The 17,064-nt window shown below is 52.5% G+C and carries 19 protein-coding genes; 6 read left to right on the forward strand and 13 right to left on the reverse strand.

Annotated elements, in window-relative coordinates:
- Positions 1-246: 246 nt before the first annotated feature.
- Positions 247-678 (reverse strand): carboxymuconolactone decarboxylase family protein, encoded by a 432-nt coding sequence (locus LG384_RS22800; RefSeq protein ID WP_048220704.1) that lies wholly within the window; start codon positions 676-678, stop codon positions 247-249.
- A gap of 90 nt (positions 679-768) precedes the next feature.
- Between LG384_RS22800 and LG384_RS22805 the strand changes: the two genes are divergently transcribed.
- Positions 769-2,103 (forward strand): PLP-dependent aminotransferase family protein, encoded by a 1,335-nt coding sequence (locus tag LG384_RS22805; RefSeq protein ID WP_200012339.1) that lies wholly within the window; start codon positions 769-771, stop codon positions 2,101-2,103.
- Positions 2,104-2,226: 123 nt separating this feature from the next.
- Positions 2,227-2,577: a DUF2002 family protein gene (locus LG384_RS22810; protein WP_045446554.1), complete on the forward strand. Its 351-nt coding sequence runs from the start codon at positions 2,227-2,229 to the stop codon at positions 2,575-2,577.
- Between the two features lie 38 nt (positions 2,578-2,615).
- On the opposite strand, the gene alaE is transcribed toward LG384_RS22810, so the two are convergent.
- Positions 2,616-3,065 (reverse strand): L-alanine exporter AlaE, encoded by a 450-nt coding sequence (gene alaE / locus LG384_RS22815; protein ID WP_045446551.1) that lies wholly within the window; start codon positions 3,063-3,065, stop codon positions 2,616-2,618.
- Between the two features lie 554 nt (positions 3,066-3,619).
- Here alaE and stpA point away from each other — a divergent pair.
- Complete coding sequence (gene stpA, locus LG384_RS22820; RefSeq protein ID WP_225761560.1) at positions 3,620-4,021, forward strand: DNA-binding protein StpA; 402 nt, start codon at positions 3,620-3,622, stop codon at positions 4,019-4,021.
- A 34-nt stretch (positions 4,022-4,055) separates the two neighbouring features.
- Here the strand turns inward: stpA and LG384_RS22825 are convergent, their stop codons facing one another.
- The 3 genes from LG384_RS22825 to LG384_RS22835 form a co-directional block, all read right to left on the reverse strand.
- Positions 4,056-4,235, reverse strand: a complete 180-nt coding sequence (locus LG384_RS22825; RefSeq protein ID WP_045446544.1) for a hypothetical protein — start codon at positions 4,233-4,235, stop codon at positions 4,056-4,058.
- 80 nt (positions 4,236-4,315) lie between these two features.
- Positions 4,316-4,843 (reverse strand): rhodanese family protein, encoded by a 528-nt coding sequence (locus LG384_RS22830; RefSeq protein WP_045446541.1) that lies wholly within the window; start codon positions 4,841-4,843, stop codon positions 4,316-4,318.
- Between the two features lie 9 nt (positions 4,844-4,852).
- Positions 4,853-5,152: a helix-turn-helix transcriptional regulator gene (locus LG384_RS22835; RefSeq protein ID WP_225761561.1), complete on the reverse strand. Its 300-nt coding sequence runs from the start codon at positions 5,150-5,152 to the stop codon at positions 4,853-4,855.
- 384 nt (positions 5,153-5,536) lie between these two features.
- Here LG384_RS22835 and LG384_RS22840 point away from each other — a divergent pair, with 384 nt between their 5' ends.
- Together LG384_RS22840 and lysM are read left to right on the forward strand one after the other, a co-directional pair.
- Positions 5,537-5,695: a YqaE/Pmp3 family membrane protein gene (locus tag LG384_RS22840; protein ID WP_045446535.1), complete on the forward strand. Its 159-nt coding sequence runs from the start codon at positions 5,537-5,539 to the stop codon at positions 5,693-5,695.
- Between the two features lie 97 nt (positions 5,696-5,792).
- Positions 5,793-6,242 carry a peptidoglycan-binding protein LysM gene (gene lysM / locus LG384_RS22845; protein ID WP_045446532.1) on the forward strand — a complete coding sequence of 150 codons (450 nt, stop codon included), beginning with the start codon at positions 5,793-5,795 and terminating at the stop codon, positions 6,240-6,242.
- 12 nt (positions 6,243-6,254) lie between these two features.
- Here lysM and csiR read toward each other — a convergent pair whose 3' ends face one another.
- From csiR to LG384_RS22880, 7 genes are all read right to left on the reverse strand, one after another.
- Positions 6,255-6,941, reverse strand: coding sequence for a DNA-binding transcriptional regulator CsiR (gene csiR / locus LG384_RS22850; protein ID WP_225761562.1), 687 nt, complete (start codon positions 6,939-6,941; stop codon positions 6,255-6,257).
- 45 nt (positions 6,942-6,986) lie between these two features.
- Positions 6,987-8,387, reverse strand: coding sequence for a GABA permease (gabP, locus tag LG384_RS22855; RefSeq protein WP_045446526.1), 1,401 nt, complete (start codon positions 8,385-8,387; stop codon positions 6,987-6,989).
- 178 nt (positions 8,388-8,565) lie between these two features.
- Positions 8,566-9,849, reverse strand: coding sequence for a 4-aminobutyrate--2-oxoglutarate transaminase (gabT, locus tag LG384_RS22860; RefSeq protein WP_048220709.1), 1,284 nt, complete (start codon positions 9,847-9,849; stop codon positions 8,566-8,568).
- 25 nt (positions 9,850-9,874) lie between these two features.
- Positions 9,875-11,323: an NADP-dependent succinate-semialdehyde dehydrogenase gene (gabD, locus tag LG384_RS22865; RefSeq protein WP_225761563.1), complete on the reverse strand. Its 1,449-nt coding sequence runs from the start codon at positions 11,321-11,323 to the stop codon at positions 9,875-9,877.
- 23 nt (positions 11,324-11,346) lie between these two features.
- Entirely contained in the window at positions 11,347-12,615 is a 1,269-nt protein-coding gene (gene lhgO / locus LG384_RS22870; protein ID WP_200041876.1) for an L-2-hydroxyglutarate oxidase, read from the reverse strand.
- A 19-nt stretch (positions 12,616-12,634) separates the two neighbouring features.
- Positions 12,635-13,612, reverse strand: a complete 978-nt coding sequence (gene glaH / locus LG384_RS22875) for a glutarate dioxygenase GlaH (protein ID WP_045446517.1) — start codon at positions 13,610-13,612, stop codon at positions 12,635-12,637.
- Positions 13,613-13,873: 261 nt separating this feature from the next.
- The gene (locus LG384_RS22880) at positions 13,874-14,476 is read right to left on the reverse strand and encodes a short chain dehydrogenase (protein WP_225761564.1); all 603 of its coding nucleotides are present in this window, start codon (positions 14,474-14,476) and stop codon (positions 13,874-13,876) included.
- 98 nt (positions 14,477-14,574) lie between these two features.
- Between LG384_RS22880 and LG384_RS22885 the strand changes: the two genes are divergently transcribed.
- Positions 14,575-15,471, forward strand: a complete 897-nt coding sequence (locus LG384_RS22885; RefSeq protein ID WP_045446514.1) for a LysR family transcriptional regulator — start codon at positions 14,575-14,577, stop codon at positions 15,469-15,471.
- 75 nt (positions 15,472-15,546) lie between these two features.
- On the opposite strand, the gene LG384_RS22890 is transcribed toward LG384_RS22885, so the two are convergent.
- Positions 15,547-17,061: a tripartite tricarboxylate transporter permease gene (locus tag LG384_RS22890; protein ID WP_045446512.1), complete on the reverse strand. Its 1,515-nt coding sequence runs from the start codon at positions 17,059-17,061 to the stop codon at positions 15,547-15,549.
- Between the last annotated feature and the right edge of the window lie 3 nt (positions 17,062-17,064).

The following is a 17,064-nucleotide window of genomic DNA, read 5'->3' on the forward strand; positions in this document are numbered from 1 at the left end:
AAAATAAAAGAACGGCGCGATAACAGGCGTCGGGTTGTGTGTGTCTTGATACAGAAGATACTAGATGTAGTTTTAAAAAGATTCAACCATACAAGATATGGGAATTTTAGATTGAAAGTGTTCAGAGTAACGAGCGGAGCGGGGGAAGAGGATGAGTGACGTATAAATTGCCCGATGCCTACGCTTCTCGGGCTTACTGACAAGCATGGAGAGGCCCGATAAGGCGGTTTATCGGGCAGCCCGCAATTACATACGCATGCTTACCGCCAGGCGGTTAAAGCAATTCATCAGGCTAATTGCGAATGTCAGGTCGCTAATCTCTTTGGCGCTAAAATGGTCAAGCAGCGGCAGATAAACATCATCTTCGGCATGAGTTGTGACTATGTGTGTGACAGACTCGGCCCACGCCAGTGCCGCACGTTCCTGCTCACTGAAATGATGACTTACACGCCATCCCGCCAGTGCGTCCAGCTTGGTTTGTTCAACGCCAGATTTGCGCAGCGCTTTACTGTGCATTTCCAGACAAAATGCACAGCCGTTAATTTGTGAAATGCGCAGATAAATCAGTTCCGTCAGCGTGGTGTCCAGAGCGCAGTTTTCCAGCGCTTTGCTGGCCTGAACCAGGGCGTTATAGACTTCAGGGCTGAGTTCATAGTAGGGCTGGCGTAACATAGTCATGGTATTTCTCCTCGTTTGGATGACCAGCAATGTAGCACTATAATGGTCTGCAAAAGAGAGCCATATTTTCACTAAAAAAGCAGACCATAAATGCCACGCTACCAGCAAATCGCCCGCCAGTTAAAAACCGCTATTGAGAAAGGTGAACTTAAGCCTGGCGCAAGATTACCCTCCAGCCGTACATGGTCTCAGGAGCTGGGCGTGTCACGTTCGACGGTGGAAAATGCATACGCTGAGCTGGTGGCTCAGGGCTGGCTTGTGCGACGTGGCCAGGCCGGAACGTTTGTGAGTGGACAACTGCGGCTGGATACAACGTCTGCTGCCCCTGTTGTATACGCCGGAGAAAGTCCAACGCCGCAGTTGTTTCAGATGGGGCTGCCCGCTCTCGATCTTTTCCCCCGGGAAACCTGGGCGCGGGTAATGGGGCGGCGTTTGCGCACACAGACGCGTTTTGACCTTGCGCTGGGAGATGTTTGCGGTGAACTGACGTTACGCCAGGCTATTGTCGATTATCTGCGCGTTTCACGCAGCATTGAGTGCCTGCCGGAGCAGGTGTTTATTACTTCTGGATATGCGGCATCGATGACATTAATCCTGCGCGCTCTGGCAAAACCTGGTGAGGGAATGTGGGTAGAGGATCCGGGTTTTCCGTTAATCAGGCCAGTAGTGGCGCAGGAAAGGGTTGAAATGATGCCTGTTCCGGTCGATGAAGAGGGACTGGATGTGTACGTCGGGATCCGTGACTATCCACATGCGCGCTTTGCGCTCCTCACGCCAGCTCACCAAAGTCCGCTGGGGGTATCGCTTTCGTTAGCCCGTCGACATCAGTTGCTAGAGTGGGCCGCCCGTGCGCAGGCATGGATCATTGAAGATGACTACGACAGTGAATTTCGCTACCACGGAAAACCGTTGCCACCGCTAAAAAGCCTGGATGCGCCACAGCGGGTTATTTATGCCGGAACGTTCAGTAAATCGCTGTTTCCTGCACTGCGCACGGCATGGCTGGTGGTCCCCCTGACTCAGGTGTCGCGGTTCCGCCAGCAAGCGGCGCTAACGGCCTGTAGTGTTCCGGTTTTATGGCAACAAACGCTGGCTGATTTTATCCACGGGGGGTATTTCTGGCGGCATCTGAAGAAGATGCGACAACATTACGCTCAACGACGTCAATGGATGGAAACTGCGCTGACAGAGCAAGGATTTACCGTAGTTCCTCAGGACGGCGGGATCCAACTGGTGATGTCGGTTAGCGGAGAGGACACAGTATTAGTACGTAAAGCTAACCTCGCGGGTCTGGCAGTTCAGGCTTTAACTGATTGGCGAATAACATCGACAGGAAAGGGCGGAATACTGCTGTCATTTACCAATATTAGATCTGTGGAAATGGCGCAGCAGGCCGCATATCAACTTCGGCTGGCAATGGCCTGATTGTCAGTCGTTCTGTAGATATTTATCCCGTCATATTCACTTCTTTATGGACTTTTCTGAAAGCGTTGCTAATGCTGAATCAGGTAAGGTAAGCCCGCAGTAAAAGATAACGAGGAAAATAATATGTATTTACGACCAGATGAGGTGGCGCGCGTACTTGAAAAAGTGGGCTTTACCGTCGATGTAGTCACACAGAAAGCTTACGGTTATCGACGTGGTGAAAATTATGTGTACGTTAACCGGGAAGCACGCATGGGACGTACCGCTTTAGTTATCCATCCCACGCTAAAAGAGCGCAGTTCATCGCTGGCTGATCCCGCAACAGATATTAAAACCTGCGATCACTATCAGCAATTTCCGCTTTATTTAGCGGGAGAAACCCATGAACATTATGGTATTCCGCACGGCTTTAGCTCGCGTGTTGCGCTTGAGCGTTATTTAAATGGGTTGTTTGGTGACGTGAGTTCGAACTAAAGGCGCGACTGGCGATGCCAGTCGCGAAGAAGATGTATTTAGGCTTTAGCCTGGTGATAGCTGCTGACTTTAAACAGGCGGCGGCAATAATCAAGGAAGTAGCCATACACAGCCCCCATCAGCATTGATACCACGATGTTTGAACTTACTGCAGCTGTAATCTGATGCCAGTCAGCGCCAACCGTCAACAGAATAACGACATATACCGGAGACTGGAACGTTACATACGCCAGCACATCTGCCAGATTTTTAGCCCATCCGGCTGACGTGGCTTTACGCGCCGCGCGCATGAATAAATCACGGTACATACCATAGGGCCAGGCGATCAGAATGTTAACAGGGATAGCCACCAGTCTGGAAGAAAGCGATTGTTCAAAGGTCATTCCAGAGAGGAATACTTCGATCAACATGTTCACGACAGAACAATAAACAACCATCGCGAACGTGTCTGCTACAGCATGACGCAAGCGTGACTGCGGAGAGAACATGTTAATGCTCCTTGTAAAAAGGGAAGAAAAGGTTTTGAATACCTTTTAACTAGTGTTTTATCTTGCTGCTTTCGCGTTTTAATAGGATATATGGCTACATAATAACTGGCAACTAGCTTAAAATTTTTATTTATTGTCTTTTTGTCGATAAAATGCTCTGTGTTGGTTCGTTTTTTGTTCGTTTTGGCATTTTCGTTGCTGTATTGGTTAAAACTCTTTTAAATCAATGTCTTATTTTGACTTGTTTTTCTGAATTTTTTGAGCTCCTTTCTGAATGTGAATTGATGTTGGGTATGTCTGCCAGACCTGACTGTACGTTGTGATTTTCTGTATTGTGGGTATATGATTTAAGAGGCCGTTAGCCATATTTATTTTAATACTCACGTTATATAAAATATCGGAAAATCGACTCACCCGTACCAACAGGTAAATAATAAGAAACGTTGTTAGCTTAATACTTTGCGACAAAATATACTGGAAATAGAAAAAACAATCGAATACACTTCCTGCCGTATTACTGTTTTTGATTTCTGCGTTAAAGAGGTTTTATTAATATGAGCTTAATGTTAAAAAACTTAAATAATATCCGCACACTGCGTTCTATGGCCCGTGAATTTTCCATCGAGGTTCTTGAAGATATGTTGGAAAAATTCAGGGTAGTTACCAAAGAAAGACGCGATGAAGAAGAAAAGTTACAGCGTCAGCGTGCAGAGCAGCAGGAAAAAATTAATACGTTGTTGGCGCTGATGCAAGCTGATGGAATTAATCCAGAAGAGTTGCTGAGTATGGTGCCAACCACGTCACGGGGCGGAAAAAAACGCCAACCGCGTCCGGCGAAATATCATTTTACTGATACCAATGGTGAAACGAAAACATGGACCGGACAAGGACGTACACCGAAGCCCATTGCTCAGGCACTGGCTGCTGGTAAATCTCTCGACGATTTTTTAATCTGATAGCAATGCGGTGAGGAGATCCTCACCGCTTATTTCAGCAAACGCCGAAATCACCGTCTTCGGAATATCGCGTAACATCAGCAGCTTTCAGTGTGAATTTCTCACCGCTTTCGTTACTGGCTTGTACGGCCACAATCTGATCGCCATTCACTTCGACAACTTTCAGTTTTGGTCCGCCCATACGCGGTTGCACCAAATCGCCAGGTTTAAACATACTGCGCTCCTTTCTTTATCACATGGCCCACCATAGAGCACGTCAATTGGCGGGTACAGCGCTGTTTCGGTTATTACCGCTTAATGAGTACGTCGGTTCCACGGCATTTTATCCAGTAGCCGTGCCATGCCACAAAAGCCGGTAACGCCAGCAAGAACCAGACCAGCGCCGACAAAACCGCTGAGTAAGAAGAAGCCGCTGTTGACCGTGTAACCGAGAACGACGCCGAGTAAGGCAAGGCTACCAGCCGCAATCTGCACCTGACGCATCAGCGGCAACGGCTGTGAGTTATCTTTTGTTACCGGCAAACCTGCAGCTTTCCAGCCGTCGATTCCGCCCTCAAGCAGCCATACCTGTGCAGGCGCGGCGGTGGCATGCAATTTGGCTGCGGCGTTTTGTGTGCGCTTGCCCGACTGGCAGTGAAAAATAATGCGCTCGGCCCGCAAATTTGTGGGTAGTGAGTTCTGTTCCAGGGTGGATAGCGGGGCCAGTTGCGCCTCTGGGATATGCTCGTACAGATACTCATCTGCATCACGGATATCAATCAGTTTTGCCCCTTGTGCCAGGAGCGCCTGTGCTTCGCGCGGGGAAATTATCCCAATGGTCATGATGGTTCCTTATGGGCAATACAGTGTTTTTAATGTGGCGATAAGTGAATTCACCGCCGCATTTTTAATGAAATAGAGGATGCGCTGAGCATCTCGCTGGCTTTCTATCAGACCTTCCTCGCGCATTCGCGCCAGATGTTGGGAGGTCGCGGAAGGACTCAAGCCGGTAATGCGGGCTAATTCACCCGCGCTGGTACCCGGTGAACCGCTGAGCATGCACAAAATCAGCAACCGTTTCGGATTGCTCATCGCTTTGAGCAGGGCGGCCGCTTTTTCAGCGCTGGCCTGGAGTTGTTCAAGTTCAGTCATAGTTATTTAAGTGAGTTCTAAATTAAGCACATTCTAAAATAAACAATCATCGTACGCCAGCGTAAAGAGAGTAAAGGAGGGTAAAACCGCAGGGGTGGGCTGGCAGAGTTGAGTACACTGGTTATGCTTAGAGACGAAATCTCTTTTTATACCCGTCATACTTAAGTTGCATGCGCGTTGGCTACGAGTTACACGACTCATCCATGAGTCTCGCCTTACGGGCGGTTGTTCCGTAGCGCTCAAATCTGTTTCTGACAGATTTGTCGCTCACCCGAATCACTTGCAAGAGCAAGCTCATCGGGACTCACTCTTTTGCCGCCTGGCTGCAACTCAAATTATTTTGGGTATACACAATGATTAATTTTTTGCTTGTATGGAGTGTGTATGGGTTTCTGGAGAATTGTTTTAACTATTATTTTGCCTCCGCTTGGTGTACTGCTGGGGAAAGGATTTGGCTGGGCGTTTATCCTCAATATCGTACTGACACTGCTGGGTTACATCCCCGGTCTTATTCATGCATTCTGGGTACAGACGCGTAACTAATCTTTTCCACTATTGCGGCGCATCTGCGCCGCTTTCCTGATCGATCCTTCCCCTCTGCTACACTTCTTGGTGTTGATTGTTAATAACCGAGGTGAATATGGGTCTCTTCAATTTTGTGAAAGATGCGGGTGAAAAACTCTGGGATGCGGTCACAGGAAATCATGGTGGTGACGAACTGGCGAAAAAGGTGCAGGAACACCTGAGTAAAACCGGTATTCCAGATGCAGATAAAGTGAACGTCCAAATTGCCGAAGGTAAGGCGACCGTTTCTGGAGATGGGTTAAGCCAGGAAGCGAAAGAAAAAATTCTGATCGCGATCGGTAATATCTCCGGTATTGGTAGTGTGGATGACCAGGTCAAAACTTCTGCGCCGGCGAATGAAAGTCAGTTTTATACGGTGAAGTCCGGTGACACGCTGAGCGCTATTTCGAAACAGGTTTATGGTAATGCTAACCTGTACAATAAGATATTCGAGGCGAATAAACCGATGCTGAAAAGCCCGGATAAAATCTATCCCGGGCAGGTTTTACGTATTCCGGAAGAGTAAAGAAGAACAGGTTTATTCCGTCAGAAGTTTTCCGGACATGGCCTGCTGAATAATAGGAATTGGCGTCAGCAGGTGCTGGCGCATTAATTCGCTGGCGCGCTCTGCATCGCGCGCCATAATTGCTTCGGTAAGCGTCTGATGCTGATCGTGTTTGTCTTCAAGCATTTCAACGGATAGCACCGTTTTACGCAGCCAGATAAACCGGTAGCGTGCTGCGAGATCGAACAACCGTTCGCGCATTTGCAGCAAATAGTGTGAACCGCACCCGGCAACAATTGCCGTGTGAAACGCCTGATGTCGCTGATCCCACTCATCCAGCATCTGCTCGCTGGCGTCAACAGCTTCAAGCTTGCTCAGCATATGTGCCCGCGCCAGAATCTCTGCTTCCCAGGCGTCGTTGCCGCGCTCAATTGCCAGACTCACCAGCATCGCCTCCGTATTAGCGCGGGCGTCAAAAATATCGAGCAGCTCCTGCTCTGACATCGATGCCACACGATACCCTTTCTGATTGACCACCGTGACCAGCTGTTCTGCCACCAGTTGCGAAAGCGCCTCGCGCAACGGCCCGACTCCCAGTTCATAGCGCGAGGTCAGCAGGCTCATTCGCAGTTTTTCATCAGGCTGATACACACCACGGATGATGTCGTTTTTGAGCCAGCGGTACCCGTCAATGGCCGTCGGTTGGGAAATGGCGGTCATGGTCATACTCCTGAAAAGGTTTCCCGGCCTGTGCCGGGAACGGATTTAATGCGTATTTTGCAACGGTGCTTTTTGCCACGATAGCAGTTTTTTCCAGCGTGACATAATTGGTACGGTGCAAATAATCCCGATGGCGAGCAGCCCGGTTGAGATAACCTCCAGCTGTTGCGCCGGGCGAAAGAGCATCACCACTAATACAAAGATAATAAAGGCGATGACCAGCCAGGTCAGCCACGGATAGAGCCACATTCTCAGCTTAATTTCACCGCCTTGTGCCAGCAGGATCTTGCGCATCCGGAGCTGGGAAATAGCAATCACCAGATAGACCAGCAGCGCGATGGCGCCAGAGCTGTCGATCAGAAACTTAAACACTTTTGCTGGCGCATAATAGTTGACGATCACGGTGAGGAAAGCAGCCCCAGTCGACAGCAGCACCGCGACATAAGGTGTTTTGCTACGGTTAGTTTTGCCCATAAAAGCTGGGGCATCTCCACGACGGCTCAGGGAGTAGAGCATCCTGGATGCCGTATACAGCGCAGAGTTCAGACAACTGGTTACCGACAGTAAAATGACGCAGTCCATGATCAGTTTCGCGTGCGGGATGTGCAGTAATTCCAGCACCGAGCGGTAAGAGCCAACCTCTTTAAGCCCCGGCATGTTCCACGGGATCAATGCCACCACCACGAAAATTGAGCACAGATAGAAAATAGAGATACGCCAGATAACCGAGTTCGTGGCGCGCACGATGTGTTTATCCGGGGTGTCGGACTCCGCGGCGGCAATGGTAACAATCTCCGCGCCCATAAAGGAGAACATGGTTATCAGCATCGCGCTGAGCACCGCGCCAAAACCGTTAGGCATAAAGCCGCCGTGATCCCACAGCCGTGAAATTCCACTGACCTCAGCGTAGGGATAGAAACCGCTAATCGCTGCCGCGCCCAGGGCGATAAATGCCAGAATGGCAATCACTTTGCACAGCGCCAGCCAGAACTCGAACTCACCGTAATTTTTGACGCTCAGCAGATTACTGCCGGTTAACGCCAGCGTGATAACCAGCGAGAACAGCCAGACAGGAATGCCCGGGATCCATGAGTGCAGTATTATGGCGGCAATATTAGCTTCCAGTGGGATCACCAATACCCAGAACCACCAGTACAGCCAGCCGATGGTATAACCAGCCCACGGCCCGATAGCCTTGTCGGCGTAAGTAGAAAAGGAACCGGTATCAGGGGTGGCAACGGCCATTTCGGCCAGCATGCGCATAATCATCACCACCAGTAATCCGGCGAACAGATAGGCCAGCAATACCGCAGGTCCTGCTTCTGCAATGGCTACGCTTGAACCTACAAACAGACTTGCACCGATAACCCCGGCAATAGATAACATGGTGACGTGGCGTGATTTCAGCCCGCCCCCTAAATCATGTGATTGTGACACTTGCCCCATCTTTTAAACCTCTCGAAAGTATTTCACTTGGGAGAGCACCCCGGCATTCCCGCGCCGGGGCACGCGTATAATTGTTATTGGATATTTTTACCGGACGGCCTTATCCGTTTTGTTTTGCTTGTTTGTCGGATGGCGGCGTAAAGGCCTTATCCGACCTACAGATTGCGCCATCCGGCAATTAGTGCTGCTTCGCCTCATCAAAACACTGGGCGATAATGTCCAGCCCCTGGCGGATTTGCGCATCTTCGATGGTGAGTGGCACGAGGATACGCAGTACGTTGTAGTACGGCCCACAGGAGAGCAGGATCAGCCCTTTATCACGGGCCCGGGCAACGATCTCAGCAGTCAGTTTGGCATCTGGCTTGTTGTGGTCGCCGTCTTCGAACAGTTCGATGGCAATCATCGCTCCCAGGCCGCGAACGTCACCGATTTCGCGATGTGTTTCGGCGATTGCCAGCAGCCCATCACGCAGGGTCTTGCCCAGCTCATTGGCTTTTTGCAGCAGGTTTTCCTGCTCGAAAATGTTCAGCACCGCCAGCGCAGCGGCACAGGCAATCGGGTTACCGGCATAAGTGCCACCCAGACCGCCAGGGGGGATGGCGTCCATCACTTCGGCGCGTCCGGTAACACCTGCCAGCGGGAAGCCACCGGCGATGGATTTAGCGAAGGTGGTGATATCTGGCGCGACGCCCATCTGCTCCATGGCAAACAGCGTGCCGGTACGGCCCGCGCCGCTTTGCACTTCATCGGCAATCAGCATGATTCCGTGTTCATCACAAATTGCGCGCAGGCGTTGCATAAAGGCGGGGGAAGCGGCGTAAAAACCGCCTTCGCCCTGTACCGGCTCAATCACGATGGCGGCGACATCTTCCGGGGCGGCGTCGTTTTTAAAGATTCGATGGATGCTGGCGATAGCATCGTCTTCGCTGATACCGTGCAGAGCGCAAGGATACAGTGCGCGATAAACGTGGCCCGGCATTAGTCCCATTCCGGCAGAGTACGGATTGACTTTCCCGGTTAATGACAGGGTGTAGTGGGTACGACCGTGATAGGCGCCGCTAAAGGCGATGGTGCCGGTTCGTTTGGTGGCGGCTCGGGCAATTTTCACCGCGTTTTCCACCGCTTCAGAGCCGGTAGTGACCAGCAGCGTTTTCTTAGCAAAATCGCCCGGCACCTTCTTGTTCATGATTTCGCAAAGTTCCAGGTACGGCTCATAAGCCAGCACCTGGAAGCAGGTATGCGACAGCTTTTTTAGCTGAGCTTCTACCGCAGAGACAATTTGTGGATGCAGGTGACCGGTATTCAGCACCGCGATACCGCCAGCAAAGTCGAGGAACTCGCGGCCTTCAACGTCCCAGACCCGGCAGTTTTCTGCGCGTTCGGCAAAAATAGGGTGGATCTGTCCTACGCCACGAGGAACGGCATTGCTGCGACGTTGCATAAGTTCTTTATTGGTGCTCATCAGGTGTTCTCCAGTATTTGTTTTATTAAAGGCCAATGCACATATATTTGATTTCTAAGTAATCTTCGATGCCGTATTTAGAGCCTTCACGACCAAGGCCAGAAGCTTTAATTCCGCCGAATGGGGCGACTTCGTTGGAGATGATGCCGGTGTTAATCCCGACGATGCCGTACTCCAGCGCTTCGCCGACGCGGAAAACGCGGCTTAAATCGCGGGCGTAGAAGTAAGCCGCCAGACCAAACTCGGTATCGTTGGCTTGTGCGATGACGTCAGCCTCATCTTTAAAACGAAATAGCGGAGCCAGCGGGCCGAAGGTCTCTTCTTTGGCGACCTTTGCGTTGTCAGGTACTTCCACCAGAATGGTGGGCTGGAAGAAGTTGCCGCCCAGCGCATGCGCCTTGCCACCCGTGATAACCCGAGCGCCTTTCTCCAGCGCATCTGCGATGTGCTCCTGCACTTTGGCAACCGCTTTCTCATCAATCAGCGGCCCGGTGGTGACGTTGGGCTCCAGGCCGTCGCCGAGGTGCAGCTTGCTCACGGCCTGCTGGAGTTTCTCAGCAAAACGTTCATACACGCCGTCCTGAACATACAGACGGTTGGCGCAGACGCAGGTCTGCCCGGCGTTACGAAACTTCGATGCCAGCGCGCCTTCCACCGCTTTATCGAGATCGGCATCGTCAAAGACGATAAACGGCGCATTGCCGCCCAGTTCCAGCGACACCTTTTTGATGTCTTTAGCGCATTGCTGCATGAGCTGACGACCAATCTCGGTAGAGCCGGTAAACGACAGCTTGCGTACCAGCGGGTTGCTGGTCAGCTCGTTGCCAACTGCGCCAGCCGAGCCGGTGACGACGCTGAATACGCCCGCCGGGATCCCGGCGCGATTGGCCAGCTCCGCCAGCGCCAGCGCTGAGTAAGGCGTCTGGCTGGCCGGTTTGAGTACCATCGTGCAGCCTGCCGCCAGCGCCGGACCGGCTTTGCGGGTGATCATCGCCGAAGGGAAGTTCCACGGCGTAATCGCGGCGGTCACGCCGATAGGTTGCTTAATGACGATCAGGCGCTTATCGGCCTGATGACCTGGGATGGTGTCGCCGTAGATACGTTTGCCCTCTTCGGCAAACCACTCAATAAAGGAGGCGGCATAGATGATTTCACCTTTCGCTTCCGCCAGCGGTTTCCCCTGTTCGAGGGTCATCAGGCGGGCGAGATCGTCCTGATGTTCAATCATCAGGTTAAACCAGCGGCGCAGAATATTCGCCCGCTCTTTGGCGGTCAGCGTCCGCCACGCGGGCAGTGCACGGTTAGCGGCTTCAATGGCCTCGCGGGTTTCATCCGCACCCATTTTCGGTACGCTACCTAACTGCTGACCATTTGCGGGGTTGGTCACCGCGATGGTCTCGCCGTTGTTGGCGTCACGCCAGTGGCCGTTGATCAATGCCTGCTGGCGAAACAAGGTTGGATCGTTAAGTTGCATGATTGCTTCCTGTCATAAAATGTTTAACGAGTGAATGCGGCGTGTAATGTTTCCACGCTACGTGCCGCACGCAGCGTGCGTCCGGGATTGCTCTGGTTTTCCAGCAGCGCATGAACCTTGCTGACGATATGCGCACCGATAGGGATTGCCGATGTCGCGGCTGGAGAGGGGGCGTTGCAGGTATGAATTGAACGTGGCGTGGTGACAAACAGAAAGTCGTCGATCAACTTACCGTCAGGCGATACCGCCTGCGCACGTACGCCCGCGGGCCACGGCTGCAGATCTTTTTGCGTCAGGCTCGGGCAGTACTTTTGTACCAGCCGCAGATAGCCGCTTTTGCACAGTGAGTTTTTCATCTCACTAAGGCCGGAACGCAGGTTATTTTGCAGCACCCGGCGGATGCCGGAGGAACCTAATATCTCCAGCGTGTCGCTGAGGGAAATATCGCGTTTGCGATAACCTTCACGCTTAAACGCCAGTACTGCGTTGGGACCTACCGTTACGCTGCCGTCAATCATGCGGGTGAGATGAACGCCAAGAAACGGCATCGCCGGGTCGGGAATGGGGTAGATCAGATGGTTGACTATCTGGTTATGCTCTGGCGCCAGACGGAAGTATTCACCGCGAAACGGGCAGATGATAAAGCCGGGGTCGACGCCAAGCATTTTCACCAGTCGGTCAGCCATCAGGCCGGAGCAGGTAATCAGCGTCGCGCCCTCATATTCCTGACCCTGGCGGGTATGCACGATTACACCTGTAGCGTGTTCTTTCAGCGCGCTGACTTCGGCGTTGTAAATAATCTCACCGCCTCTGGCCTGAAAGATTTTCGCCATTGCAGCCGTCACTTCACGGTAGCTGACAATCCCGCTCGACGGGACAAAAATACCGCCCAGTCCGGTGATGTTCGGCTCACGCTCACGCAGTTCTTCAGCGTTCAGCCACTCGCGTTCTAAGCCGTTGGCGGCGGTGCGATCCCATAAGGCGCGCATCCGCTCCATTTCCAGTTCAGAGGTGGCAACCAGCATTTTTCCGCAGACGTCATAGCGGATGTCGTTTTGGTCGCAAAAGGCTTTGGTAGCACGATTTCCGGCCAGGCAAAACTGTGCCTTCAGGCTGCCGGGGGTGTAATAAACCCCGGCATGGATCACGCCGCTGTTGTGGCCCGTCTGGTGACAGGCCGGGCCGGACTCTTTTTCCAGCAGCGCAATTCTGGCGTCCGGATAGACATCAATCAGCTGCATGGCGGTCGACATGCCGATAATGCCGCCGCCAATAATCACAAAATCATACATCCGCTATTTTCCTTCGCGCTTACTGATGGGTCTGGTAGTGGTTGGTGGAGTAAGCAAAGTAACCACGCTGGCGCATCAGTTCACGGCGCAGATCAGGATGCGACGTAAAACGATCGCGACCGTGCAGCCAGAACAGGTTGTTGATCAGCAGGAATTTGCCGACTGAAACCGGAACAGACAGGATGCTTTTGCTGGTTTCCAGCGCGTCTGAGAGATCGCTCAGCCAGACACCTTCTTCATAGTCTTTTGGCTGGACGAACTGGTCGATGTAGCGCATCACCGGGCGACCCTGTTGGTCGACGTCAAACACCGGATGAAACACGTCCTGGCTGACGTTTTTGCTTGGTGGTGCGGCGAAGCGCATAGCGCGGCGTGCCAGCGGATGGGTGAAGTACTGATCCAGATGTTCCCAGTCGTCAAGGTGCAGCAGCAGCGAATTACCGCCGGTCATGTTCTGCTCGTCGATCTTCATCATCAACACGTAGTCGGTGATTTCTTCGAGGTAGGTTCCGTCGTTATGCAACTCCATTACACGGTGCGGCTGGCGCAGATAGCTGTCTGAGTTATCAACGTTTTTAACCACAAAACGCGCATAGTACTGACCGCTCATCGCATCAAAATTGGAGCGTCCGATAAGATGTGCGACTGCCGTTGCCAGCTTGACCATCTCTTCTGCTTGCGCCACGTCATCAACACCCACGGCGTTGATCAGTAGTGCGCCTTCAGCACGATCCAGCAGCGTTTTCAGCAGCAGAGGCTGCAACTGATTACCGCACAAATCGTCGAGGATTTTGCTCACTTTAAATCGCAAGAAAGATTTGTATTCCAGTGCCTGCACCGGCCACTGTGCCACAGCTTGCAGAAATTGCTCCGTAGTCTCGGCGGAGAAAGTCAGTTCCAGCAGGCGTGGAGACTGGGCTGATGGTTTCAGCGTGAAACCGCTGTAGTGCTGGGCTGGATCTTCAGCGTTCGGTTTTACGGCAGTCAGTGCGTTCATCAGAATCGATCCTCTCAGTAGATTGTCAGGGAGACATGGCGATGCTCGTTTCGTAGCCATAAATTAAAAATATCTACATTTTTGAAAAGTGCGCACAAAATGGACTGTTTTGTTTATTATTTGTGATCAAAAGCAACAATTTTTTAACAACATAAAAGGTGAGGGTAAGTGTGATGCAGGGAAGAAAATCAAGAAGGGAATGTTTTAAAACAATGAGTTAATAATGCTGCCGCTGATAAGGGATGCAGCGGCAGCAAAATATCAGTAGCCGACTTTATAGACGCGACCGGTTTGTATGCCTTCCACGCTGCGGCGAAAAGCATTTGCCACCGTAGCGGCGGGCACGCTTTCAAAACCAGGGAAGAAACTATCGTAAGCGTCGGCGGATTCGCTCAGCACGGTGGGACTGATCAGATTAATGCGAATTCCGCGCTCTAATTCGCGGGCAGCAGCGCGAACAAAACCTTCCAGTCCGGCATTGACGGTTGCAGCGCTTGCCCCTTGCGCAATCGGCTCATGAGCGATGATGCCGCTGATAAGCGTAATTGAACCGCCATCATTCAGATAGTGTTGCCCGGTTAATGCCAGCCGCACCTGACCTAACAGCTTATCCTGCAACCCCTGATTAAACTCGTTGTCGGTCATTGTCGACAACGGGCCAAAGAACAGGTTGCCGGTGGCGGATACGATCGCATCTACCCGACCGATTTTTTCAAACAACGCCTGCACGCTCTCCTGAGAAGTGATATCAACCAGGTAATCACCCTGTGTGCGGCCCACGCGAACAACGTCATGTGTACGGCTCAATACTTCTGTGACTGCGCGACCGACTGTGCCGCTGGCACCAATAACGACGATTTTCATAACCACCTCCTGAATAGTGTGAGCCACCATTCTTTAATGAAAATGAAATCAGATAAACTGGCTAAAAGTTAGATGATTACTAACCAGAGGTTTGTAATATGGACAAGTTGCGCGGCATGGAAACATTTATCGCCGTGGTGGAGAGCGGTAGCTTTACCGGCGCGGCAACGCGACTGGAGATGTCGGCGGTAATGGTGGGGAAATATATCGCCCAGCTTGAAGTTCAGCTCGGTACGCGTCTGCTGGAGCGTAATACCCGTCGCCAGAGTTTGACCGATGCCGGGCGGGTTTACTTTGAAGAAGCCAGACGAGTATTGGAGCAGGTGGCAATAGCTGAAAGCTCGGTAGAGCGCTTGCGGCTGGTACCTGCTGGCACGCTGCGCATCAGCGCACCAACCTCATTTGGCGCATGTGTGGTATCGCCGTTGGCTGCTGCTTTTTTACAGACCTGGCCGGAGGTACGTCTTGAACTGGATCTGACTAACCGGATGGTTGATCTGGTAGATGAGGGTGTGGATCTGGCGATCCGGATTGGTGATATTCATCAGACTGATGTAGTGGCGAAATACCTGTGTCCGTACCGTATGGCGATCTGCGCCTCACCGGAGTATCTGGCCCGTCACGGTACGCCCCGAACGCCGGCAGATCTGGTGGATCATTTGTGTTTATCCCACACGGTGTGGACGGCCCGCAACGAATGGAAGCTGCCGGGCGTGGAGGGGGAGGTCAGATGGAAACGCGATGCGATCCTGCGTTGTAACGATGGCCACGGCCTGCGTATGGCGGCGGTCGCAGGGGCGGGTCTGCTGTTGCAGCCCGAGGTTTTACTGGCCGAAGAACTCACAAGTGGCAGGTTGGTTCGGGTACTGGAGGGCTTTACACCTGAGCCGCGCCCGATACATCTGCTGTGGCGGCAGGATTTACGCCCGCTGCCAAAGCTGACGCAGTTTGTCGAGCATGTCCTGGCAGGAACTCAGGGTTTACGCTCAAAATAAAAATGTCGGATGGCGCTGCGCTTATCCGGCCTACAGTGGCGATCAATCGTAGGCCGGATAAGGCGCGTCATTTTACTAACCGATGTCCACCTGCGGCTTGTTGTGGCGCTTACGGATCAGACGCAGCACGGGTGGGATCACGATAACCATCACTGCCAGTACCAGCAGTACTTTTGCCACCCCGCTTGCCCACAGAATATCTATGTTGCCATTACTGATAGACAGCGCGCGACGCAGATTCTGCTCCAGCATTTCCCCCAGTACAAACCCGAGAATCAACGGTGACATCGGGAAGTGCATTTTTCGCAGTATGTAGCCCAGTACGCCGAGGGCGACCATCAGCACCAAATCGAAAGTGGTACTGTGGACTGCATAAACGCCTACTGCGGAGACTGCGGCAATGGCCGGAACCAGGAACCACAGCGGAATGGTTAGCATGCGGGTAAACAAACCTATCAGCGGAATGTTCATCACCAGCAGCATCACGTTAGCAATCAGCAGCGCTGCAATCAGCCCCCAGACGATATCTGGTTGCTCGGTGAACATGGCCGGGCCTGGCGTGATGTTGTACAGCGTCAGCGCACCCATCATTACCGCTGTGGTACCGGAGCCAGGCACACCGAGCGTCAACATCGGAATAAAGGATCCGCAGGCCGAGGCGTTGTTCGCCGCTTCTGGTGCGGCAACGCCACGAATATCCCCTTTACCAAAGCTGTCGCTGTTACCGCTGAGTTTTTTCTCAGTCATGTAGGTGATTGCGCTGGCGATGGTCGCCCCGGCGCCTGGTAGCACACCGACAAAAAAGCCAATCACCGACGAGCGAAGTGTCGCGCCTACACACTGCATACCTTCTTTGGCGTTAAACAACATGCGGCCTGTTTTACGCACCAGCGTCTGGCCACTGCTGGTATGTTCCAGCATTAACAGTATTTCTGAGACAGAGAACAACCCAATCACCACCACGATAAACTGCACGCCGTCGGAGAGATGGACACTGTCAAAGGTGAAGCGATAGACCCCGGTGTTGGCATCTACGCCGACGGTCGCAAGGCCGAGACCGATTAGCGCTGCCAGAAATGATTTCAGTGGGTTTTGCGCCATCATGCTGCCGAGGCAGGCAATGGCGAAGACCATTAAGGCAAAGTATTCTGCCGGACCGAAAGCCAGCGACCATTGCGCTAACGCCGGGGCAAACAGAATGATGCCACCGATAGCGATAAGTGAGCCGAAAAAGGAGCTGACCGCCGAGATAGAGAGCGCCACGCCGCCGCGCCCTTGCTGCGCCATCGGATAGCCGTCAAGCGCGGTCATAATGGCGGCTGCATCGCCGGGAACATTGAGCAGAATCGAGGAGATGCGCCCGCCGTATTCACAGCCGATATAAACAGTGGCCAGCAGGATCAGCGCAGACTCTGCTGGCAGATGCAATGCGAAGGCCAGCGGCAACAATATCGCCACGCCGTTGATGGGCCCGAGGCCCGGCAGCAGCCCAACGATGGTGCCAACAAAACAGCCGATCAAGGCGATAACCAGGTTTTCCGGCGTCATCGCCACCGCAAAGCCCTGAGAAAGATATATCCAGGTATCCATCGT

The sequence above is a fragment of the Citrobacter sp. Marseille-Q3906 genome, assembly GCF_916618775.1.
GTDB classification, from domain to species: domain Bacteria; phylum Pseudomonadota; class Gammaproteobacteria; order Enterobacterales; family Enterobacteriaceae; genus Citrobacter; species Citrobacter murliniae.